General features: G+C 60.6%; 21 protein-coding genes and 2 pseudogenes. 12 read left to right on the top strand and 11 right to left on the bottom strand.

All coding sequences use genetic code 11. The features are described 5' to 3' along the window. Nucleotides 1–205: 205 nt before the first annotated feature. Both ACEVQ6_RS21915 and ACEVQ6_RS21910 read right to left on the bottom strand, forming a co-directional pair. Nucleotides 206–985: an SDR family oxidoreductase gene (locus ACEVQ6_RS21915; RefSeq protein ID WP_374891172.1), complete on the bottom strand. Its 780-nt coding sequence runs from the start codon at nt 983–985 to the stop codon at nt 206–208. Next, nucleotides 982–1,311, bottom strand: coding sequence for a nuclear transport factor 2 family protein (locus ACEVQ6_RS21910; protein WP_374891171.1), 330 nt, complete (start codon nt 1,309–1,311; stop codon nt 982–984). The genes ACEVQ6_RS21915 and ACEVQ6_RS21910 overlap by 4 nt, the downstream gene beginning before the upstream one ends. A gap of 138 nt (nt 1,312–1,449) precedes the next feature. Between ACEVQ6_RS21910 and ACEVQ6_RS21905 the strand changes: the two genes are divergently transcribed. The 5 genes and pseudogenes from ACEVQ6_RS21905 to ACEVQ6_RS21885 all read left to right on the top strand — a co-directional run bounded on the left by ACEVQ6_RS21905 (nt 1,450) and on the right by ACEVQ6_RS21885 (nt 4,748). Further along, nucleotides 1,450–2,346 (top strand): LysR family transcriptional regulator, encoded by an 897-nt coding sequence (locus ACEVQ6_RS21905; protein WP_374891170.1) that lies wholly within the window; start codon nt 1,450–1,452, stop codon nt 2,344–2,346. Nucleotides 2,347–2,479: 133 nt separating this feature from the next. After that, on the top strand, nt 2,480–2,992 hold the full coding sequence (locus ACEVQ6_RS21900) for an RrF2 family transcriptional regulator (RefSeq protein WP_374891169.1): 513 nt from the start codon (nt 2,480–2,482) through the stop codon (nt 2,990–2,992). Between the two features lie 12 nt (nt 2,993–3,004). Further along, the gene (locus ACEVQ6_RS21895; protein ID WP_374891168.1) at nt 3,005–3,757 is read left to right on the top strand and encodes an SDR family oxidoreductase; all 753 of its coding nucleotides are present in this window, start codon (nt 3,005–3,007) and stop codon (nt 3,755–3,757) included. Between the two features lie 13 nt (nt 3,758–3,770). Further along, nucleotides 3,771–4,207 (top strand): annotated as a pseudogene (locus ACEVQ6_RS21890) (cupin domain-containing protein). A gap of 94 nt (nt 4,208–4,301) precedes the next feature. Continuing rightward, a complete protein-coding gene (locus ACEVQ6_RS21885) occupies nt 4,302–4,748 on the top strand; it encodes a carboxymuconolactone decarboxylase family protein (RefSeq protein ID WP_374891167.1) in 447 nt (148 codons plus the stop codon). 273 nt (nt 4,749–5,021) lie between these two features. Here ACEVQ6_RS21885 and ACEVQ6_RS21880 read toward each other — a convergent pair. Beyond that, nucleotides 5,022–5,998: pseudogene (locus tag ACEVQ6_RS21880) on the bottom strand (oxidoreductase). 92 nt (nt 5,999–6,090) lie between these two features. Here ACEVQ6_RS21880 and ACEVQ6_RS21875 point away from each other — a divergent pair. Both ACEVQ6_RS21875 and ACEVQ6_RS21870 read left to right on the top strand, forming a co-directional pair. Further along, the gene (locus ACEVQ6_RS21875) at nt 6,091–7,032 is read left to right on the top strand and encodes an AraC family transcriptional regulator (RefSeq protein WP_374891166.1); all 942 of its coding nucleotides are present in this window, start codon (nt 6,091–6,093) and stop codon (nt 7,030–7,032) included. A 400-nt stretch (nt 7,033–7,432) separates the two neighbouring features. Then, nucleotides 7,433–8,446 (top strand): aldo/keto reductase, encoded by a 1,014-nt coding sequence (locus ACEVQ6_RS21870; protein ID WP_374891165.1) that lies wholly within the window; start codon nt 7,433–7,435, stop codon nt 8,444–8,446. A gap of 61 nt (nt 8,447–8,507) precedes the next feature. On the opposite strand, the gene ACEVQ6_RS21865 is transcribed toward ACEVQ6_RS21870, so the two are convergent. Next, complete coding sequence (locus ACEVQ6_RS21865; RefSeq protein WP_374891164.1) at nt 8,508–9,413, bottom strand: LysR family transcriptional regulator; 906 nt, start codon at nt 9,411–9,413, stop codon at nt 8,508–8,510. A 261-nt stretch (nt 9,414–9,674) separates the two neighbouring features. On the opposite strand from ACEVQ6_RS21865, the gene ACEVQ6_RS21860 reads away from it, so the two are divergent. Then, on the top strand, nt 9,675–10,883 hold the full coding sequence (locus tag ACEVQ6_RS21860; protein WP_374891163.1) for an MFS transporter: 1,209 nt from the start codon (nt 9,675–9,677) through the stop codon (nt 10,881–10,883). 300 nt (nt 10,884–11,183) lie between these two features. Further along, entirely contained in the window at nt 11,184–11,579 is a 396-nt protein-coding gene (locus tag ACEVQ6_RS21855) for a transposase (protein ID WP_374891162.1), read from the top strand. 84 nt (nt 11,580–11,663) lie between these two features. On the opposite strand, the gene ACEVQ6_RS21850 is transcribed toward ACEVQ6_RS21855, so the two are convergent. Beyond that, entirely contained in the window at nt 11,664–12,644 is a 981-nt protein-coding gene (locus tag ACEVQ6_RS21850; RefSeq protein WP_374891161.1) for a LacI family DNA-binding transcriptional regulator, read from the bottom strand. Nucleotides 12,645–12,739: 95 nt separating this feature from the next. On the opposite strand from ACEVQ6_RS21850, the gene hisD reads away from it, so the two are divergent. Both hisD and ACEVQ6_RS21840 read left to right on the top strand, forming a co-directional pair. Further along, entirely contained in the window at nt 12,740–14,050 is a 1,311-nt protein-coding gene (hisD, locus tag ACEVQ6_RS21845) for a histidinol dehydrogenase (RefSeq protein WP_374891160.1), read from the top strand. 51 nt (nt 14,051–14,101) lie between these two features. Beyond that, nucleotides 14,102–14,866 (top strand): SDR family NAD(P)-dependent oxidoreductase, encoded by a 765-nt coding sequence (locus ACEVQ6_RS21840; RefSeq protein ID WP_374891176.1) that lies wholly within the window; start codon nt 14,102–14,104, stop codon nt 14,864–14,866. A 16-nt stretch (nt 14,867–14,882) separates the two neighbouring features. On the opposite strand, the gene ACEVQ6_RS21835 is transcribed toward ACEVQ6_RS21840, so the two are convergent. The 5 genes from ACEVQ6_RS21835 to ACEVQ6_RS21815 all read right to left on the bottom strand — a co-directional run bounded on the left by ACEVQ6_RS21835 (nt 14,883) and on the right by ACEVQ6_RS21815 (nt 20,409). Next, entirely contained in the window at nt 14,883–15,878 is a 996-nt protein-coding gene (locus ACEVQ6_RS21835; protein ID WP_374891159.1) for a Gfo/Idh/MocA family protein, read from the bottom strand. Between the two features lie 68 nt (nt 15,879–15,946). Further along, complete coding sequence (locus ACEVQ6_RS21830) at nt 15,947–16,882, bottom strand: sugar ABC transporter substrate-binding protein (RefSeq protein WP_374891158.1); 936 nt, start codon at nt 16,880–16,882, stop codon at nt 15,947–15,949. Nucleotides 16,883–17,124: 242 nt separating this feature from the next. After that, the gene (locus tag ACEVQ6_RS21825) at nt 17,125–17,904 is read right to left on the bottom strand and encodes an ATP-binding cassette domain-containing protein (protein ID WP_374891175.1); all 780 of its coding nucleotides are present in this window, start codon (nt 17,902–17,904) and stop codon (nt 17,125–17,127) included. A 10-nt stretch (nt 17,905–17,914) separates the two neighbouring features. Then, nucleotides 17,915–19,048 (bottom strand): ABC transporter permease, encoded by a 1,134-nt coding sequence (locus ACEVQ6_RS21820; RefSeq protein WP_374891157.1) that lies wholly within the window; start codon nt 19,046–19,048, stop codon nt 17,915–17,917. 284 nt (nt 19,049–19,332) lie between these two features. Then, nucleotides 19,333–20,409 carry a LacI family DNA-binding transcriptional regulator gene (locus ACEVQ6_RS21815; protein ID WP_374891156.1) on the bottom strand — a complete coding sequence of 359 codons (1,077 nt, stop codon included), beginning with the start codon at nt 20,407–20,409 and terminating at the stop codon, nt 19,333–19,335. 187 nt (nt 20,410–20,596) lie between these two features. Here ACEVQ6_RS21815 and ACEVQ6_RS21810 point away from each other — a divergent pair, with 187 nt between their 5' ends. Further along, the gene (locus tag ACEVQ6_RS21810) at nt 20,597–21,484 is read left to right on the top strand and encodes a TIM barrel protein (RefSeq protein WP_374891155.1); all 888 of its coding nucleotides are present in this window, start codon (nt 20,597–20,599) and stop codon (nt 21,482–21,484) included. A 72-nt stretch (nt 21,485–21,556) separates the two neighbouring features. Here ACEVQ6_RS21810 and ACEVQ6_RS21805 read toward each other — a convergent pair whose 3' ends face one another. Beyond that, the gene (locus tag ACEVQ6_RS21805; RefSeq protein WP_374891154.1) at nt 21,557–22,423 is read right to left on the bottom strand and encodes an SMP-30/gluconolactonase/LRE family protein; all 867 of its coding nucleotides are present in this window, start codon (nt 22,421–22,423) and stop codon (nt 21,557–21,559) included. Nucleotides 22,424–22,426 lie beyond the last annotated feature (3 nt).

Genomic DNA, 22,426 nt, shown 5'->3' with positions numbered 1-22,426 from the left:
TGAGACATGGCAAATTCCTTTGCCATCCTCAATCACACCCCTTGCCTCATTGCAAATTAATAGGTCCTGACCCTAGTATATTGGCCCCGTTTTCCAACCACGAAACGGTAGGAGAACAAGACGTGCACGTGTTCATGGCGAGATCGACTCGCAGACCGGCTGGTGGGACGCACCCGCCGATCTGCGCGAACATTTGATGGCGAGATCAAGCGGTCGGGACAGTCCCGCCGTCGATCACGTGTTCAGTCCCTGTGATGGACGACGCGCGGTCCGAAGCCAGGAACGCGATGAGGTCGGCGACCTCTTCCGGTTTTGCCGGCCGCCCGAGCGGTATGCCACCGAGCGAGTTCATGATCACCTGCACTGCGGCATCGTACTCGATGCCGGCTTGCTCGGCGATGCGCAAGGCCAGACCGTTTGCGCCTGGATCGGCGATCCAGCCGGGCGAAACCCGCACCACCCGCACACCTTTCGGAGAAACCTCCTTGGAGATGCTCTTGCTGTAGGTGTTAAGCGCGCCCTTGGCTGAAGCGTAGCCAGTCGTCGCTTCCGGTAGCGGGAGGTTTCTCTGGATCGAGGTCACGTGAATGACGACCCCACTTCCCTGGGCAACCATGCCGGGGATTAGAGCACGATCCAGCCTGACTGCCGGGAAGAAGTTGAGGTTGAACTCCTTTTCCCACTCTTCGTCGGTCAGCGCTGCAAAACCGCCCGAAGGGGCCGAAGAGCCGCCCAGCACGTTTACAAGGATATCGAGCCCTCCAAGCCCCCGGTGGACGGCGTCAACGACGGTTCGGACGCCATCCACGGTCGTCAGATCGGCTTCGACGAACGTCGCGCCGGAGAAGTCCTCCGGCTTCTTGCGGGCCGTGGTCAGCACGCGGGCGCCGAGCTCCTTGAACAACGCCACGGTTGCAGCGCCTGCACCCGAAGTCCCACCGGTGATCAAGGCGCGACGGTCCTTTAGGTCGAAAAACTGTGTCATACGGTGATCTCCAGTTCGGCGACCTTGTCGTTTGCAAGGACAAAGAAGAACCGCAGATCGATCGGGCTGCCTGGAAAGTCGCCAGCCGCGTGCGCCGTTACCTGGGTCTTTCCGTTCTCGGTGGCGATCAAGAAGGGCTCGATGGTGTAGCTGTATTGCTGCGCCTCATCAGCCATCCACGCGCGAATGGCTTCGCGCCCCTTATGCGTCTTCCCCTTGTCCTTGACGACCCCGTTCTCAGCGAATGTGGCCGCGATCGCATTCGGGCTGCCAGTCCGGTCTGCCTCGAAATAGGCTTCGATTGCTTTGGGTAGTTTGATTGTCATTCGATTTCTCCCGGTCCTGTCTGAGCCATCCGGCTCTTGTTCGATCTCCCTTCGAGATCGGCTGACTGACAGGTAGATCAATCTCATTGACTGGATAAGCGGGATAAAAGAGGATGCAACATCACGAAAAGAGGGACAATGACTCGATCCGTTCTTGCTGACCTTGATGCCGTTCTTAGCATCGCCCGCCTGGGCTCCTTCAGAGCCGCCGCCCTCGATCTCGGGATTTCAACGACAGCGTTGAGCAATTCCATCGCAAAACTCGAACAGCGCCTCGGCATCCGCCTGTTCAACCGGACAACGAGAAGCGTCTCGCTGACCGATGCGGGAAAGACCTTCGTCGAACGGGTCGGCCCAGCGATGACCGACATCCACGATGCGATGCTCGCCGCTCAGTCCCTTCAGGAAATTCCGACCGGCACGCTACGCATCAACGCGTTTGCGACGGCAGCTCGGGAAGTGATGGAGCCGCTAATCCTCTCCTTCTTGCAGCGTTATCCCCAGGTGCATGTCGACATGGTCACAGAGGGACGGATTGTCGATATCGTCGCGGCCGGTTTCGACCTTGGCCTCAGGCCCGCTGACCTGGTCCCGGCTGATATGATCGCCGTGCCTCTAGGCCTGACGCGCAGCAATGCGGTCGTCGCGTCGCCAGAATTCCTTCGCAACCATGGCACGCCGATGGTACCAACCGACCTCTACCGGTTTCGCTGCATCCGCGCCCGTCTTCCGAACAACGCGCTCTTCCGATGGAAATTTGAGAAGGACGGGAACGCCGTCCAGATCGACGTTCAGGGTTCGATAACGTTGGACGAGCCAAGCCTGGTCAATATTGCGGCGCAAAACGGGGTCGGCCTCGGATATGTCATGGAGCCGGACGTGCGCGAGGAAATTGCGGCGGGCAGGCTTGTGCGCGTCCTGGAGGACTGGACGCCGACGCTGGCTCCTCTGGCGCTGTACTATCCCGGAAGGAAGAACCCGCCAGCTGCATTCAGTGCGTTTATTCAAGCCGCCCGAGAATTTGCGAACAGATAACCAACACTATGACGAAGCGCCCGGCCGCCGGAGGTCCGTTTCCTGATCTCATTTCAGACTTCAGACCCACGAATCCGGGATTGATATCGAAACTAATCATGGATAATTTATATCTACGATTTGGAGATGCACCATGAAACTGAGCGAAGGCGTAGAGCAAGCCATCCACTGCACGGCATTCCTGGCTGGGCTTTCGGAAGACGGCGTGCTGTCTGCAGCAGCACTCGCCGAACTCCACGGTGTATCGACGAGCTATCTTTTGAAGCATCTGCAGGCGCTGTCGGGCGCCGGGGTCGTCGCAACGACGCCGGGTCCAAAGGGTGGATATCGGCTGGCTAAGGCGTCGAGGGATATTAGCCTTCTCGACATCGTCCTGGCAATCGAGGGACCGGCTCCGGCCTTCCGCTGTGCCGAGATCCGTCAGCGGGGACCGAACCCTCTGCCGCAGCGCTACTTCACCAAGCCCTGCCAGATCAACGCCGCGATGCTGAACGCTGAGAAAGCCTATCGCGCAGAACTCGCCAAGGTGTCCGTCGCGGACCTTCTGGCGGATCTCGGCGCAGACGACGACGGCGGTATCGCCGCCCGCGGATGCGCCTTCCTGGAACTCCACGAACGCAAGACAGGCAATCGCGCCTCGTCATAGGAGAAAGCACCCATGACCAAGATGAAGAAGGTCGTCGTCATCGGCGGCACGGGCCTGATCGGCTCGAAGGCAGTGAAGCTGCTGCAGGACGCCGGCCATGAAGCGGTCGTTGCAAGCTCACGCAACGGCATCAACGCCTATACGGGAGAAGGACTGGAAGCCGCCCTCACGGACGCCGACGCCGTCATCGACGTGTCGAACATGATGTCCTTCGACAAGGACGCCATCACCGACTTCTTCGGGACGTCCAGCCGGAACTTGACGAGCGCCGAACGAGCCGCGAGCGTGCGCCATCACGTCGTCCTCTCGATCGTTAATGCCGACCAGCTTGCGGCCAATCCTTACATGGCAGGAAAGCTGGCGCAGGAAGAGGCCGTCGCGTCCTCGGGCCAGGCCTTTACCATCGTCCGGGCAACGCAGTTCCATGAGTTTATCGAAACCCTAAACGGCGCCTATGCAGCCGACGGCGCGGTGAAAGTGCCGGACATTGACTTCCAACCGATCGCGGCCGACGATGTCGCCGCGGCTTTGGTGGAAGCCGCGCTCGGCGAACCGAAAAACGGATCCGTCGATCTTGCCGACCCTGAACTGGCACCATTCAAATCCTTTATCCGCACCTATCTCGATGCCAAGGGCGACGCTCGTCCAGTCAAAGCCGACGCGGCCGTCGACTACTTCGGCGCTCCCGTGGTCACCGGCTCATTGGTCCCCGGCGGAGAGTACATCAAGGGCACGATCACGATTGCCGAGTGGCTCAGAACATAGGAAGGAAAGAATGATGAAAACCATCCTCTATGCCGCTACGGCACTTGCGGTCTCTTTGGCCACAGCTTCCACTCATGACGTCGCCAAGCCTGCACTTGCATACGACACGAAGGACGCCAAGGTGACGCTGGTTTACGAGCGCCCCTCCCGGACGTCCCCGGCAAGAGCATGAAGGGCGTCTTCGTTGAATACCGCCCCGGCGGCTACAGTTCCGCCCCCACGCATGCAAAGTCCGCGTTGATCTACGCAACTGTCCTCGAAGGCACAATCCTAAGCGCCGTGAACGGTGGCGAACCGAAAACCTTTACCGCCGGCCAGAACTTCACCGAGCTGCCGGGCGACCGCCATGACGTTAGCGCCAATGCCAGCAAGACCGAACCGGCGAAGGTGCTCGCCGTCTTCGTCATAGACACCGATGACACTGCCCTGACGACGCAGCGGAAGCCGTAGCGCTACCTACCAGACTTCCCCCTTCAGCTACTTCACAAGCAACGACGGTTTCCCCGGCGAACGGAGAACCGCGTCCACCAGAAAGGAAAACGATATGCCCCGCGTGAACTGGTCCGAAGTCGCTCCCGACGGCGCAAAGGCGCTCTCCGGAGTCCATCATTACGTCACGAAGAAAACGAACCTGCCCGAAGAGCTTATTCATCTCGTCTTCCTGCGCGTGTCGCAGATTAACGGCTGCGCCCATTGCATCGACATGCATAGTCGCGATCTGCGCAAGACGATGTCCGTCGACAAAATCACGCTGCTGCCGGTCTGGGACGAGGTGCCTCACCTGTTCAGCGAGCAGGAACGAGCAGCACTGGCCTGGGCTGAAGAAGTCACAAATGTTAGCCAGACCCATGCCTCCGACGAGGCCTATGCCGCCGCCGCCGCCGCTTTCGAACCGAAGGAGCTCGTCGATCTGACGATCACGATCGCTGCGATGAACGCGTTCAACCGCCTCGGGGCGCCATTGAGGCTTCCGGTTGCAGCCAAGGCTTGATCGGGCCCGCAAAACTCCGGAAGGAGGTAACCTGCCGAGCCGCGCAAAGGTCCGGCAGGCTGCGCCAACTACACCGGCGATGCGACTATCCGCGTCACCGTCTCCCACAGACAGACGGCATAATCCGCATTGACCACGTCAGTAGTTTTATGAAGGTGAGCCACCGTTTTATCACTTCGTGATACCGAGTGACATCTGGACGTAGCATGTCATCGACTGCCCGAAGGCCTCGCCTGCCGACACCGCAAAAAGCGCTCGTGTGCCGATATCCGTTCAGCCTCGACGATCACCCACTGGCAAGCCGGTTAAATGCTCCGAAAGCAGCCAGAGCCGTTCAGCAGCCTGTGGATCCATGGCCCAAGGCGCCACACCTCTGGTCCCATCCGTCTCCGCCTGCGGCAGAGCGATTTCGCAATCTTCGCAGTAGACGCCGCCAATACCGTGGAGTTTAGGTCGCGTAGCTGCCCAAACGCTTGTTGCTGCGCCCTGTTCCGGCGTTTTGAGGTCTCGCGCCGGGTCTACCCGACGATTGCCGTTCTCATCGTAGACATCAAAAGAGTTGATCTCGTCTTCGGTAAGATGGCGGGCGAGATCGGTCAGGATGACGCAAGGATGCAAGGAAATGCCTGCACGCCAAGCTTGGCTCCGCGGCGATCGAGTTCCACCGCGAACGGAGCATTTGCCGTCTTCGCTTGGCCATAGGCCTGCCACTTGTCATAGGAGCGCGTCCTTAAATCGATATCGTCGAAATCGACTGGGCTGATTTGATGCCCGCGCGACGACACCGAGGTCACCCGCGCGCCGGCTGCGTTGACAAGAGCCGGCTACAGACCTGCAACCAGCCGGAAATGGCCAAGATGATTGCTGGCGAACTGGCTTTCGTGGCCGTCCTGATCGCGTGCAAGCGGCGTTGCCATGATACCGGCGCTGTTGACCAGAATTGAGATCGGCATGCCCGCCGCAACGATTCTGCCGGCAAAGGCGGCAACCGATGCGGGATCCGCAAGATCCATCGCTTCAATAATAACATTGTCGATACCGGCGAGCGTGCGTTCAGCCTTTTCTCGATTTCGGGCCGGTACGATGACGTGAGTGCCCGCACCAGCCAGCGCCCGCGTCGTCTCAATGCCGAGACCGGAATAACCGCCGGTGACAATCGCCGTCTTGCCGGAAAGGTCAATGCCCTCGGTGACCTCGCGTGCCGTGCTGGCCCCATTGAAACGAGATCCAACTGGTTTCTGTTCGGACATGTTGTTGCTCCTTCATTTTGTGGCTCTGGTGTCCCTCCCCTATATCGGGTAGCTTCTCAGAGCCCCCAGCCTGCAGGATCCGGATTTCTGTCGTGATCGTCCAAAACATTCAGGATCCCCTGTCCGACGTGCTCAGCGCCATCGATGCGCAGGCGCTTTTCTCCGTGCGTTTCGCGGCAGGTGGCTCATGGTCCGTTGCTTTTCCTCCACCGGGCTACCTGAAGTTTAATGCGATCCGCGAAGGCGGTGCCTGGCTGATCTCGCAGGGGGAGGCGCCGTTGCGCATTGAAGCCGGCGATTGTCTTGTGGTCAGTGGAAAGGCGTTTACGCTTTGCAGCGATCCGGACGTGAAACCGATGACGGCGGCAGAGGTGTTCGCAGGCGGCAATCTCGATGTATCGGTGGGCGTTGGTCGGGATTTCGTTCTCCTCGGCGGCAGCGTCAGTCTCGACACCGTCGACGGGTCACTCCTGACCGACGCCTTGCCGCCTGTCATGGTGATCGACCACGAAGAGACTGGACCGATTGGCTGGCTGCTCGAACAACTGGATATGGAATGGAACAATGCCGCTCCGGGCGCTCGTATCGCTTGCAACGACTTGCTGCGGCTGGTGTTTATTCATGTCCTGCGTGCCTATATGGCGCGCCAGACATCACAGCATCCCGGCTGGCTCGCGGGCCTTGCGGATGCCCGTCTGGCGCCGGCGCTGCGGGCAATCCACGCTGATCCATCGCGTCGCTGGACAGTAGAGGCACTGGCGTCTTTCGCTGGCCAATCCCGCTCCGGCTTTGCCGAAAGATTTCGCACCACCGTCGGATCATCCCCGATAGACTATCTCGTGGGATGGCGGATGCGGCTTGCGGCCGCCCGGCTGCGGCGTGGCAACGAGCCGCTGCCACGGATTGCCCAGTCGCTTGGCTACGCGTCCGATAGTGCTTTTGCAGCCGGCTTCCGCCGCATCCTCGGTGAATCGCCTGGGCGTTATCGCGCCTTGTATCGCGACGAAAAACGGCGTGAGCTAGTTAACGCGTGAGGGAAAACCACCTCGCCATCATCTTTCACTGCTTCCAGTCCGCACCTATTAGCCGCAACTTAAGCTCTTGAAAGCCTCGGAACCAATGGCCCAGTCATTCGGACAATTTGTTCAAGCCGGGTCTTGTTGTAAGGGCAACAAACTTGCTGTGGGGAGCAGTCGAAAAGAGGCCAATTACGGATGGCGGTTTCTGTAATCGGCTGGCTCATCGCCGCCTTCTGATGTCGAGGAAGAGCCAAACTCCTATCGAATCCCCAACTTGGCCATCAGCGCCATCTGTGAATTTCCTTCGAAGATCCTGCGAACACCCGCCGGCTACCGGCGTGGTGCTGGTTTCTCCATCTTCTTGGTCAACAGGAACAGACCTGTTTCAACCATATCGACGCGGAAGGATAGGACAATGGCTCTCAAGGATATTCTGCCCGGCAAGCTCGGCTTTGGCGCGGCACCACTCGGCAATATGTTTCGCGATATTCCCGAGCAGGAAGCGCTGGCAACAGTCGAGGCCGCATGGGAAGACGGCATTCGCTATTATGACAATGCGCCGTTTTATGGCGCCGGTCTTGCCGAGATCCGTATGGGAAAGGCGCTCGCTGGCAAGCCGCGTGATCAGTATGTCATCAGCACGAAGGTCGGCCGCCTGATCCTGGACGAGGTCGAGGATGTCAGCGCCCGCGATCTCGGCGAGAAGGGCGACGTTTTCAAATATGGCCTGCCAAACAAGATCGTTAACGACTATACCGAGGATGCGACCTATCGCTCGATCGAAGACAGTCTGAAGCGTCTCAAGACCGACTATATCGATATCGCCTGGGTCCATGACATCGCACAGGATTTCTACGGTGACGAATGGCTCGGCAGGTTTGAGGAGGCACGCAAAGGGGCATTCCGTGCGCTCGACCGGATGCGCGACGAGGGCGTCATCAAGGCCTGGGGTCTCGGTGTCAACAAGGTCGAGCCGATCGAGCTGCTGCTGGCGCTGGATGAACCCCGGCCGGACGGTTTTCTGCTAGCCGGGCGGTATTCGCTTCTTGATCACGACCGCGCCCTGCAACGCGTGATGCCTCAAATGGCCGAGCGTGGCCTTGGGATCGTCGCAGGCGGGCCTTATAGCTCCGGCGCACTTGTCGGTGGCCCGAACTTCGAATACGCGTCGGCGACGCCGGAGATCCTGGCCAAGGTCGCCGCGATCAAGGCGATCGCCGATCGCCACGGCATTTCGATGAAGGCTGCGGGCTTGCAGTTCGCGCTGGCCAACCCGGCCGTAGCCGCCGTCATTCCGGGTGCCAGCCGCCCGGCTCGGATCGCCGAAGACGGCGCAGCCCTGCGGGAAACCATCCCTTCGGATTTTTGGCGCGAACTCCGTGATGGCGGTCTCGTCAATTCGGAAGCTCCGCTTCCGATCGAAGGTTGAACCAACGCATGAATGCTTCTGCCGGCCGGGACACCATAGCGCCTCGGCCGGCCTGGATTTTTTAACGCGGCTGCAAGAATTTCTGCATCCGGGGAACTGAGAAGTCCAGAAACGCGCGGACACGGGCCGGCAGGAATTGTGAGCCACGATAAAGCGCGTGAACCTCGTCCACGACGCCGATATCGCTGTCCGCCAGAAGCTCGACCAGTTCACCGCGCTCGATTGGTCCGCGCAGATGATAGTCAGCAAGCCGGATGATACCGACGCCTGCGATTGCCATCCTGCGCAAGGTGTCGCCATTGTTGACGAGCAGCGAGCCGCTCAGCATGCGCTCGACGATCCTTCCGCCTTCGCGCATCGGCCAGACCGGCATTGAGCGGCGGAAATTGAAGCCGAGGCAATTGTGGTTGACCAGCTCTTCTGGCGTCGTCGGCGTGCCGTGGCGTTCCAGATATGCGGGTGAAGCGACGATGCACCGCTTGGTCTCGCCAATCTTGCGCGCCATTAGGTTGGAATCGGGAAGCTTGCCGACACGGATCGCAATATCCGTCCGGTCGAGATAGAGATCGACAACCTCGTCCGAGAGCGACAGATCGACGATCACATTTGGATAGGCTTCGAAAAACGCCGGCAGGATCGGTTCCACGGCTGTCGTGCCGAAGCTCACCGACGAGGTGATGCGGACAACGCCTTCGGCCTCTGCTCCTCCGTGCGCGATCTGCTGCTCGGTCTCATCGAGCTGAGCGAGCATCGCCTGGCTGCGCTCGTAGTAAAACTGACCTTCTTCGGTCAGAACCAATCGCCGCGTCGAGCGCTCGATCAATCGCACCCCCAGTCTGGATTCTAGCCGCGCGATCAGCTTCGAGACCGTCGACGGCGTCATCAGCATAAGCCGCGCCGCTTCGGAAAAGCTTCCCGCTTCCACCACCCGAACGAACACCATCATTTCGCCTGCGCGGTTATCCATTTCCAAACCTGTGATCTGAGTTCACCGAGATCGGTAATTCTTAGCAAGCTTCCGCCTATGCATCGCTTGATATGTAGGCCAGACTCTCAAATATTGTGACAAGGGTTGGCCGGATTTTGTGAAATTCTTTCTCAAATGCTGGGAATAAGCGCTGTCTACTGATCACGCATCCGATGTGAGATCTAATCTTCAGAGCAGCGCAGCCGGACATGAGTTCCGCAAGAGACTGTTCCCCACACGGTTTTGGAAAGGATCATCATCATGGAAATCGCTTCGCACGCCAACAGCTACGTCCCGGCGCCAACCGACGGCGCGCGCTCCCGCAATCTGACCCTGCTGGCATTGGCTCTCGGCAGTTTCTCAATTGGAACTTCGGAATTCGCCAGCATGGGCATCATCCAACTGTTCTCGAAGAGCCTCGGCGTCAGCATCCCAGACGCGACCAGTGCGATCGCCGCCTACGCTTTTGGTGTCGTCATTGGTGCACCGCTCGTGACCCTCGCCGCAGCCCGCCTCAATCGCCGCACCCTGCTTCTGGCTCTCATGGGCCTATTCATCGCTGGCAACGTGCTCTCGGCCATGGCAACGAACCTCGATTTCTTTATGGTAGCTCGCTTCATCAGCGGCATGCCGCAGGGCGCATATTTCGGAGCTGGTGCTGTCGTCGCCTCCTATATCGTCGGACCGGGGCAGGCCGGTAAAGCTTTCGCCATCGTCATGACCGGGTTGACCGTCGCGACGATCTCCGGTTCGCCTCTCGCAACGTTCCTGGGACAGACGATTGGCTGGCGCGAAACCTATCTTGCCGTGGCGGCCTTCTCGCTTCTCGCTTTCGGCGCAATATTCCAATGGGTGCCGCGCACCAAGGCGCTTGATGGGGTTCCGGTCATCCAGGAAGTCTCCTCTCTTCGCAAGCTGCAGGTCTGGGGCGTGATGATCGTCGCGGCTCTCGGTATCTCGAGCATCTTCGCCGTCTACACCTTCATCGCGCCGCTGGTCACCGACGTCGTCAAGCTGTCACCTAAAATGATCCCTGTCGCACTGGCGCTGTTCGGTATCGGCATGACGGCGGGCAACATCTACGGTGGCAAGCTTGCCGATCTCTATCCTGCACGCGGCATCGTCCTCGGTTTCGGCAGCACGCTTCTGATCCTGGCTGCGCTGGCGGTCGGCGGCGCCAATCCCGCAGTGTTCTTTCCCGCCATGTTCGGCGTCGGTGCGGCCATGATGGCGGCAATCCCAACCATCCAGGTCCGGCTGACGAATTTCGCACCGGAAGCCCCGAGCCTGATGGGTGCGATGAACCTTGCATCTCTCAATGTCGCCAATGCCATCGGCGCCTGGTCAGGCAGTGTCGCGGTCGGCGCTGGCTACGGTCTTCTCTCCGCCGCCTGGGCAGGGTTTGTCGTCACGCTGCTGGGGCTTGTTGTCTTCGGCCTGACGCTGCTCCATCGGCACGGTGAGAAGTGAAGATTGGCATTGAACGCGTCTGACGCCCCCCAAATAGCGTAAGCCCGGCGAAACACCGATCCAGTCCATTGAATTGTATTGGTGTTCTGCCAATGACTATCACTGCCGATCATGTCCCGAAAAATTCGTTCTCTTTCATCGGTTTGCGAGCGCGATATTGTCGAATGAAAGCAAAGACACCTGTTTTGGCAAAGATGTCCTGTTCGTAACCGGTGTTTCATTCCCACGTTGTCCTCGTCGCCCTGATCTGTGATCGCCTTTCCATGGACGAGCAACGGGAGTTTCTCCAGGGAGAGTACATTGGAGGTTCTCACGACGAGGAAGTCTGCACGTGAGGTTCATCGGCATTGGTCTGATAAGGTAAAGGCGCAGATCGTTTCGGAGAGCTTGAGACCCGGCGCGATGGTCAATGAAGTGGCAGAGCGGCATGGCCTGAAGCCAAACCACCTGTCGAGCTGGCGAACAATAGCGCGTCAGGGCAAGTTGGTCCTGCCTGCGCCCAAGGATGCAGTGGAGTTTGCAGCGGTGATCGTTGCTCCACCCGTTTCGGAGCCGCCGATCAAAAGGCAAGCCGTCCCGAGATCATCGTCGGGTCTGTCACCATTCGTCTGGAAGAAGGCGCATCTGCCGTCGTCATCGCCGCTGTCGCGCGTGCCTGCGCGGTTCAGGGAGCAATCCATAAATGCCGAGCGATGACAACTGCATTGGCTATTTTCGGATGACACGAAATCCATGGCGGTCATTATATGTCGTCGCAGATACCATCAGGGCAGCCGGGGTCTAGGCGCTGGCTCTCAGGATCAGCTTGCCGGGCAGGGTTCGGATGGCGCCTTCGCCGATCGGAGGCAGATGAGGCTCGTCGATCAGGCCGACCGTTTCCTGCACCATGCGCTGCACCGGCTGCCGGATCGTTGTCAGCCGGTAGGAATTCCAGGCGGCCATGGGGATATCGTCGAAGCCGACGATGGCGAGGTCGTCGGGTACGGACATGCCCCGTTGCTTCGCTGCATCGATCGCGGCCAGCGCCATCAGATCGTTACAGCAGAACAGCGCGTCCGGCGGATTGCGGGTCGCCAGCAGCGCTTCCGCCGCCGCGTAGGCGATGGCGTAGTTGAACGCACCGTCGGCCTCGGCGTGGAGGTCACGGTTGTCCTCATTCAAGCGGTCGCGAAACCCGCGCGCGCGCTCCACATGGGTCGACGTCGTCGCCAGCCCGGCGATGAACCCAATTTTGCGGCGACCGGCGGCGATCAGCAGCTGTGCCACATCGCGTCCGCCGGCATAGTTGTCGCAGGCGATCGCATCAACGCGGACATCGTGCTGGATACGGTTGAGCAGGATGATGCGGATGCCGTGCTGCCGGCACGCCAGCGCCATGGTGGATGTGAGATGGGCGGACGTGACGATGACGGCCTTCGGGCGCGCAGCAAGCACCGGCTCCAGCGCGGAATCGACTGTCGCCCCCTCAGGAAGCGCGTAGACGAGCAGCTGCTGCCCCTTGGCCTGCAGACTTTTGGCCAATGTATCGAGAACAAGGGGATAGAAGGGGTTGGCGAGATCGCCGGTGACAAGGCTGACCGTTCCCGCCGCGATCGCCTCCGCCGTCCGGCGCGCCGGGCTGACATAACCGAGCTCGGCGGCGGCGGCGAGGATACGTTTGCGCTTTTCGTCCTCGAGGGGCGCTCCCGGCAGAAACGCGCGCGAAACGGCCGACAGGGACACGTTTGCAACATGCGCAACCTGCTTGGCACTGGGCTTCATGGCACACTCCCTGAAAATTTTTCAGAAGCATACTGAAAACTTGCATAGCAATGCAACAGCGCGCTATCGTTTTTGCGAAAGCGAAGGAGCGCACCATGACTGTTCGTCACCTCAAGACCGGAAAACCCGCATCGGATCGGGCGGATGACGACGCAAAGGTCCGCGCAACCGTCGAAGCCACATTGAAGGACATCGAAACGCGGGGCGATGCGGCGATCAGCGAGCTCTCGGAACGGTTCGACAAGGTCTCGCGCCCATCCTACCAGCTTTCTGCCTCGGAGATCGAAGCAGCGATCGCGAAAGTCTCGGCGCGAGACATGGCAGACATCGCCTTCGCGCAGACGCAGATCCGCAATTTTGCCGAAGTCCAGCGGGCCTCGATGGTGGATGTGGAAGTCGAAACCTATCCCGGTGTCATTCTCGGCCATCGTAACATTCCGGTGCAGTCCGTCGGATGCTATGTTCCCGGCGGCAAGTTTCCGATGGTCGCCTCGGCGCACATGTCCGTGCTGACCGCCTCGGTTGCCGGCGTTCCCCGGATCGTTGCCTCGGCGCCGCCCCAGAAGGGCGAACCCCACCCGGCCATCGTCGCGGCCATGCATATGGGCGGAGCGCATGAGATCTATCTGCTCGGCGGCATGCAGGCGATCGGCGCCATGGCGCTCGGCACCGGAACGATCAAGCCGGTCGATATGCTGGTCGGGCCGGGCAATGTCTATGTCGCCGAAGCCAAGCGCCAGCTTTATGGCCGGGTCGGCATCGATCTGTTCGCCGGCCCCACGGAAACCATGGTCATCGCCGACGAAACGGTTGACGCCGAGCTTTGCGCAACCGACCTGCTCGGTCAGGCGGAGCACGGATACAATTCGCCGGCCGTTCTGGTGACAATCTCCGACCGCCTGGCGCGGGCGACGCTCTTGCAGATAGAGCGCCTTCTCGCCATCCTGCCGACGGCGGAAACGGCAGCCGTCTCGTGGCGGGACTATGGCGAGGTCATCGTCTGCGACACCTACCAGGAGATGCTTGACGTCGCCAACGACATGGCTTCGGAACATGTGCAGGTCATGACCGACCGGGATGACTGGTTCCTCGAACACATGCATTCCTATGGCGCGCTTTTCCTCGGCCCTCGCACCAATGTCGCCAATGGCGACAAGGTGATCGGCACCAACCACACGCTGCCGACGAAGAAGGCCGGCCGTTACACCGGCGGTCTGTGGGTCGGGAAATTCCTCAAAACCCATTCCTATCAACGGGTCGTCAGCGATGCTGCGGCTGCCGAGATCGGCGGTTACTGCTCGCGCCTCTGCATGCTGGAGGGCTTTGTCGGCCATGCCGAACAGGCAAACATCCGCGTGCGGCGCTATGGCGGCCGCAACATCGCCTATGGCGCTGCGGCGGAATAATCGGGAGGCGGGCCTGCTTCCCTTCGGCATGGAAAGATCAGTCGCATGAGCCTGTCGCTCCCCCGGACGCCGTCCTTCAGACTGGAGGGAAGGTTGGCGCTGGTCGTCGGCGCATCGTCCGGCATTGGGCTCGGGGCGGCAATGGCGCTGGCGGAAGCGGGCGCAAGCGTCACCCTCGCTGCGCGGCCTTCCTCCCGGCTGGAGAAGGCGGTGAGCGCCATTGTCGAAACCGGGCTGACGGCAAAAGCGCTGCCCCTCGACATGTCCGACATCAGCGGCGTTGCGGAGACGGTGGCGATCCATGGGCCCTTCGATATCGCCGTCAACAGCGCGGGCATCGCCCGCCACGGACCTGCGCTGGAAACGACGCCCGAGGATTTCGATGTGGCGTTCTCCCTCAATGTCAAGGGATCCTATTTCCTCGCCCAGGCCGTTGCCAAAGGTCTGATCGCGGCGAGGAAACCGGGATCGATCATCACGATCTCCTCGCAGATGGCGCATGTGGGCGGCATCGATCGCGCCGTCTACAGCGCGACCAAGCATGCGGTCGAAGGCTTCACCAAATCGATGGCCATCGAATGGGGGCCACACGGGATTCGGGTGAACACCATTTGCCCGACTTTCATCAAGACCGCGCTGACCGAGCAGACCTTTTCCAACCCCGAGCGGACCCGGTGGATCACCGAAAAGATCAAACTCGGCCGCATCGGCCGCGTCGAGGACATCATGGCGGCCGTGACCTACCTCGCATCGGACGCCGCCGCGATGGTCACAGGCACGGCGCTGATGGTCGACGGCGGCTGGACCGCCGACTGATCCCGGCGCAGGACGCTCAGCGAGAGACGGGAACCATGGCTCCCGTTTCCATCGAGCGTTTCGCCGCCAGTGCAACCGCCAGCGACCGCAATCCGTCTTCGCCTGTGGCGATCGGCGCACCATGCCCATGAATGGCATTCTGGAAAGCGCGGATGTTCGGCTGGTAGAGATCGGTGAGATTCAGCGCTACCTCCTGCGCACCGTCAGCATCGCGAACAGCCAGTCGGCCCCCGGGGGCCTGCCGCAGACTTCCGGTCGCCATCAGCGATCCCCTCGTCCCCTGCACTTCGAGCCGGTGCTCGGCGTAGGGTGTGGTAAAGGCATCGAAGAATGCGGCGGTCACGCCGTTCCGGAAGCGGATGGTGCCGTTGACGCTGTCCTCGATCCCCGCAACGGCCATGCCGCTGTTGCTGCCGATGGCGAAAACACTCTCCGGCTCCGAATCGAGCAAGAAGGTGAGCAGGTCAGCGTCGTGAACGGTGAGATCCAGCACGACGCCCGAGCCGGCAGTCATGTCGTTGATCCGCCAACCCTGCAGGTGATGCGGCAGATAGCCGGCATGGGTGATCGACAGGGAGACGATGTCGCCGATGCGACCCTCAAGCAGCATCCGCTTCATCGCAACATGCGGCGCGGCATTGCGCAGGTGGTGGTTGACGGCGAAGACGACCGACGCGGCCCGGCAGGCCTCGATCATCTCGCGGCCCGCATCGAGCGTCAGTGCCAGCGGCTTTTCGCAGAGAATGTGCTTCCCGGCAGCAGCCGAAGCCAGCACCTGCTCATGGTGAAAGGAATTGATGGTGGAAATATAGACGGCATCGATCCCGGACCCAAGAAAAACGGCGGGGTCGGTGAAAACCTGATCGATCGTGTTGTGCGCGGCATAAGCCTCCGCCCGCGCCCGATCCCGTCCGCACAGCGAGACTACTTCTCCACCTGCGGCGCGGATCGCGCCGATGACCCATTCCTGTGCAATTGTCGTCGCTCCCCAGAGCCCCCATCGAACAGCCATTCTCGTCTCCTCTCACTCAAGAAGGCCGGCGCAGACGTGCCGCGCCGGCCTTGCTTGCCAAGTCTATGTCAGCGGATGCCTTTTGCCGAGAGGTCGATCACCTCGGCGGCCATCTCTCTGGTCACAAAACGCGGCCCCGTCAGTACATCATTGGCGGGCAGAATCTTCGAATGCTTGTAGAGCTGAAGAATAGCCACCGGCAAATAGCCATACATATATTGCTGCTGGTCGATGCAGAACAGCGCATTGCCGTCCCGGACCGCTTCAAGCATGGCCGGAGACAGATCGAAGGAACCGAGAAAAACCTTACCGAGCTGGCCGGTCGCCTTCAGCGCCTTCAATGCCGGCTCGCCGGCGACCATCGCGGCGGTCGAGAGCACCGTGTCGACCTCGGGATCGGCCTGAAGCGCTGCGCGCACCTTGGCTTCGATATCCGCGGGGTCCATCGATGTCTGAAGAACGCTCACCGGGCCGCCAAACCCTTCGGTGAAACTGTTGCAGCGAATGTCGATCGTCACATTGCCCGGCTCGACATTGATGCAGATGGCCTTCTTGCCGCCCGCTTCCTTGAGCCGTTCGCCGGCCGTTCTGGCGGCGAGTGCCTCGTCCTGCCCGACGAAGGCGAGCGCGCCGAGCGCCTTGTAGGCATCCTGCCCCGAATTCACCGCGATCACGGGAATGCCGGATTCCACTGCGCGCCTGACGGACGGGCCGAGCGCATCCGGGTCCGGAAGGGTGACGACGATGCCGTCAGGGCGCTGATTGACGGCAGCATCGATCAGCTGACCCATCGCGACCATGTCGAAGGATTCGGGCGCGCGGTAGTCGACGCTGATGCCGAGATCCTTGCCCGCCTGGAAGAACCCGTTCTTGACGATGCCATGGAACGCATCAGCCGCCTGACCGTGGCTTACCATGATCACCCTCGTCTCGTCTGCCGCAGCCAGTGCCGGCGCCAGCAACAGACCCGCCGCAAGGGCGATTTTTGTTATGACCTTTCTCATTCCATCCTCCCGATGTGACGTGCGGAGCAGAAACCCCGCGGCAACACGGAAAGAATGTCAGTAAATGCATTGCTATGCAAAATATGCCTTATTGAAAGTTTTTCACACAACAGCAATATGCCGGTCCGCTTCCGAACATAACGCGCTGATGTCACGCCTCCAGAGCAGAGAATTCAGTTCCACAGCACTGGAGGCAGGCTGCTCCCGGTATCGCCGGCACGATGGAGAGCGTTGCAAGATCGTCAGACTGTTCCGGCAAGCGAGGATTCCAGGGATGCCAGCTCCTGCCCGCCGGCCATGAGGTTCTGGAGATCCTCGGCGCTGATCTCGCCGCGTCTTGCCGTACCATGGGTCTTTCCGCGGTTCAGCACGGTGAAGCGATCACCGACCGCCATTGCATGGCGCACATTGTGGGTGATGAAGACCACGCCGACGCCGCGCTTGCGCACCTTGTCGATCGTCGCCAGCACGCTTGCCGTCTGGCGGACGCCCAACGCCGATGTCGGCTCGTCGAGGATCAGCACCTTGGCGCCGAAATGCACGGCGCGCGCAATGGCGATGGCCTGACGCTCGCCGCCCGAGAGGGTGCCGACCGCCTGATCGGCCTCGCGCAGATTGATGCCCATCGACCGCATCGCTTCGATCGTGATCCGTTCCGCCGTCTTGATATCGAACCGCCGGAACGCCCCCCAGCCCTTGGTCGGCTCGCGGCCCATCCAGAAATTGCGCGTCACACTCATCAGCGTGATCATGGCAAGATCCTGATAGACCGTGGCAATTCCCGCGCTCATCGCTTCACGGGGATTGCGGAAGGAAACCGGCTGGCCTTGGACCAGCATCTGACCGCCTGTCGGCTTCTGAACGCCGGACATGATCTTGATGAAGGTCGACTTGCCCGCGCCATTGTCGCCGAGCAGGCAGTGGCATTCTCCCGGCAGGATATCGAAGGAGACGCCTGCGAGCGCGATGATATTGCCGAAGTGTTTCTCGATCGACTCCATGCGGACGATGGGTGTGGTCATGTCGGATATCCTATCGTTCGCCCGTGACCCGGCGACGGATGGCATTGTTGAACAGCACCGCGATCAGCAGCATTCCTCCTAGAAAAACCTGATACCAGTCCTGATCGATCCGAGTGTAGGTGAGGCCGATCATGACCATGCCGAAGATGACGGAGCCAAGAAATGCGCCGATCGCCGAGCCATAGCCTCCAGTCAGCAAGCATCCGCCGATCACGGCCGCGATGATGGCCTCGAACTCTTTCTGGAAACCGCGCCGGGGATCGGTCGAGCCGGCATCGAGTACGGTGATGATCGCGACAAGCGCCGCGCAGCAGGCGGTGATGATGAAAAGATAGGTCTTCACGCGCCGCACGGGCACGCCGGAATTCGTCGCTGCCGCAGCGTCTCCGCCTGAGGCAAAGATCCAGTTGCCGAACCGGGTCCGCAGCAGCACCCAGGTCGCGACAGCCGTGAGTGCCAGAAACCAGAGAAGCTCGATGGGAATTCCGCTGGCCATCGGCGTGCCATTGGGAAACGTCGCAATCACATTGTGATCGGCAAGCCATTGGAAGACGCTGGAAAAAGCGTCTCCCGAGAGGAGAGGCAGAAGAGGATCGCCGGCGACACGTTCGGCAATGCCGCGCAGCTGCGTTGAGCCGCCGGTTGCCCATTTGACGCCGACCAGCGCCAGCCCGCGCAGGATAAAGAGCAGCGCCAACGTGACGATGAAGCTCGGCAGGCCGGTTCTGAGCACGATCTGGGAATTGGCTGCGCCGATCGCGATCGCCGTCAGGAAGGTGAGGAAAACCGCCGCGATCAGCGGCATGCCGAGCACGGTGACCGCCGCGCCGAACACCAGACCGGCAAAGGCGACCATCGATCCCACCGAGAGATCGAACTCGCCGCCAACCATCAGGAGACCGGCGCCGATGGCGAGAATTCCGACCTGTGATGCCGGGCTGAGGAAATTGAGAATGCCGGAAAGACTGAACATGACCGGATCGGCCGTAAAGGCGAAAAACACGGTGACGAACACCAGCCCCGAGAGAGCGCCGAGCTCCGGGCGCTTCATCAGCCGCGTGACCCAGGACGTCTCCTGCAGGCGCTCGTCGCGTGGCGTCGATCCGGCCGTCATCTCATTCATTCCGAAGCCCTTGTCGCTCATCTGAATTTCGAGCCGCCTTTGCGGCCTGCCGGCATTTGCGCCCCTGCCGTCCGAATGCCCCGAGACATTCAGCAGTGCCGTTCGATACGCATCGAATATACCACTCTCAGCCACCTTGTTTTTGCAATGCTATGCAAAAAATCAAAGGATGCAAGAGCCGAGAGGTCAATCCGTCGGGAAATAGCACGAGCAGACAGGTTTATGCATTGGCGTTGACCCGATTCCTGAAGAGGATCAAGGACCTGTCGACGCACATCCTTGCGTAGCAGGGTGAAGGGCTGCGCCTATTGATCGCCGGTCAGCGGCGTGGCGTCCGAGGATCCGCGCATGGTCGAGCCACGTTCGACGAGAGGTGCGGCAATCAGATGCAGGGAATTGCCCGCCAGTTGCTCGCCATCGATCATTTTCGACAGAAGATTCATTGCCCGGCGAACCATTGCATCGCCATCCTGCCGGACGGTTGTCAGGTCGAAACTTGGCCATGCTGCGGCGGGAATATCGTCAAAACCGGCGATCATGACATCCTCCGGGATGCGCAACCCGGCCGCTTTCGCTGCCTCCATCGCGCCAAGCGCCATGAGGTCGTTGGCGCAGAAGATGGCATCGGGCGGCCTTTTCGCGGCAAACAGTGTTTTTGCCGCCTTGAAGCCTTCGTCATGGCGAAAATCGCCATAGGCGACGGCAACGTCGCCAACGCCTTCGCGCATCAATCCGCTGAGATAGCCGGCAAACCGATCCTCGCTGGCAAGATTGCCCTTCTTGCCGCCGATATAGGCGAAACGCCGGCCGCCGCGTTTGAGGAACAGCGCGGCAATCTGTCGGCCACCTTCGACATTGTCGCTGCAGATGGAGGCAACCCAGTCATTCGACAGCTTATTGTTGAACAGCACCACCGGCGTGTGCATCTTGGCGCAGCGCTCCGCCGCCTCCGGCGACACGATCGACAGCGCCGAGATAATGCCGTCGACCCGGTAACCCAGGATATCCGGGACGATTTCATCGATATATTCGCCGTGATTGACGACGAAGAACATCACATTGCTGCCAGACTTCTGGATAGCCTGAGCCAGCGTCTCGACGACGCCGGCATAGAACGGGTTGTAGAGGCCGCCGCTGACAATGGCGATCAGCGAGGATCGATGGGTCAGCATGATGCGGGGGATCACGCTCGGACCATAGCCGAGTTCATCGGCGGCTTTCATCACCTTTTCGCGGGTCTTGGCGGAAACGCTCGCCCCTTCGGTATAGGCTCGGGACACGGCCGATTGCGAGACGCCCGCCAGCCGCGCGACGTCCATGGAGGAGGCGTATTTCTTCCGCATCACAGTACTGTTCGGGTCGCTGGGGGTCGTCTTTTTCAAATGTCAGGTTCCGTCCGGCCCGATCGGGTCGTCATTTTCCTCGGTATCGAAAGGACCCTAGCATAGGTCGCGGAAAATCCTAGTCCGTATGCATTTGCGCGTCACGATATTGCATTGCTATGCAAATGACATTAATCCTTGACGGGACGCCGGTTGTGATTGACGCCGGCCCTGAGGGAGACTTTCTATGGATGTGAAACTGGCAAACGCCCCGGTATCCTGGGGCGTGGATTATGCTGAGGATCCGAAGAACCCGCCATGGCAAAAGGTGATGGACGAGATCGCCCAAGCCGGCTACCGCCACACCGAACTCGGCCCCTATGGCTTCTATCCGACCGATGCCGATGTTCTCTCAAAAGAATTTGCCAGCCGGTCGCTGTCGGTCGAAGCCGGCTTTGTTTTCCAGATCCTGCATGACCCGTCCAGGACCGAGGCCGTCCTCGACAATGCACAGCGTACGGTCGACCTTCTGGCGGCGGTCGGCGGGCGCTATCTGGTGACGATCGACCATATTTCCGAGGAAAGAATGGCGACGGCCGGCCGTAGGGATCTTGCAGCGAAGCTCGACGCGCCGCGTTTCGAGCATATGATCGGGTTGATCGATCGCATCGCCGACATAGCCCTCGCCAAAGGCGTGAAGCCGGTGATCCACCAGCACGCCGGCTGCTACATCGAATATGAGGACGAGATCGAAGCGGTGCTGGCACGGCTCGATCCCGAACGGGTGGGGATCTGTGCCGACACCGGGCATATGAGCTATGCCGGGATTGACCCCGTCGCCTTCTACGAGCGTCATGCCGACCGTGTTGTTTATTTCCATTTCAAGGACATCGATCGCGACGTCCATCAGCAGGTTCTGGCCGAAAACATCCCGTTTCTGGCTGCGATCGAACAGAAGATTTTTTGCCCCCTGGGTTCGGGCATCGTCGACTGGCAAGGGCTGGCCGGTGCCTTGCAACGGCATGGCTACAAGGGTGCGGCCAATATCGAACAGGATATCGACCCGCTGATCTCGATCGACCCGCTCGGCGACGCCCGCAAGAGCCTTGAATTCCTGAAGTCCGCAGGCTTCTAACGGGTCTCGTGTGATCCGTTACGCCGATCCTGCATATGGCACCGGGCGGTGATGGCCGCCCGGCAGCGCTTCCTATCCGTAAAGATGCGGCGGAAGTCCGCTGATCCCCGGCTCGATGATGAAGAGATCGCCGGAATGGGGCTGCTCCTGCCGGGCGCGATCGTCGAGAAGGCGCTTGGTGGTGATGATCACCAGCCGATCGAGATCCGGTCCGGCAAAGACGCAGGACGTCACCTGGCTCGCCGGCACGCGCACCGTGCCTTCCAGCTTCCCTTGCGCCGAATAGTGGTGGACGGCGCCGCCGCCGAACTCGGCGATCCACACTCCGCCGTCCGCATCGACGGCGATACCATCAGGCATCCCCTTGTAATCACTAGTATCGATGAAAACCTTGCGCTCGCCGATCGCTCCCGTCTCGGCGTCATAGCGAAACCGCCAGACCTGCTTTGTAACGCTGTCTGCAAACAGCATGTGCTGGCCATCCGGTTGCCAGGCCAGCGTATTGGGAACGCTGATCCTGTCGAGGACCTGTGTCACCCGGCCGTCTTTCTCCAACCGGTAGAGACAACCCGTCGGAAAACGGCCGAGGATGGAGATCGAGCCGACCCAGAAGCGCCCCTGCGGATCGCATTTGCCCTCGTTCAGCCGATGGTCCGGCTTGTCGGGCTCGGGATCCACGAGGAACGTGACCGCGCCCGACAATGGATCGATTGTATGGATCCCGGTCTGGAGACCGGCAATCAGCCGGCCATCCCTTGAAAGCGCCAGCGCGCCCCCGAGCGCCGGAAGCGGCATCACGCGGTCCTTGCCGGACGCCCAGTCATAGGCATGCAGCGTTTGGCCGATGATATCCATGAAAAACAAAGTGTTGCGGTCGGCATCCCAGACAGGGCATTCCCCGAGTTCCGTCTGGGCGGCGAGCAACAGTTGCGGTTCCATTCT

The sequence above is a fragment of the Ensifer soli genome (assembly GCF_041928815.1).
Taxonomy (GTDB): domain Bacteria; phylum Pseudomonadota; class Alphaproteobacteria; order Rhizobiales; family Rhizobiaceae; genus JBHFEI01.
This window is presented reverse-complemented; position numbering and strand designations above follow the sequence as displayed.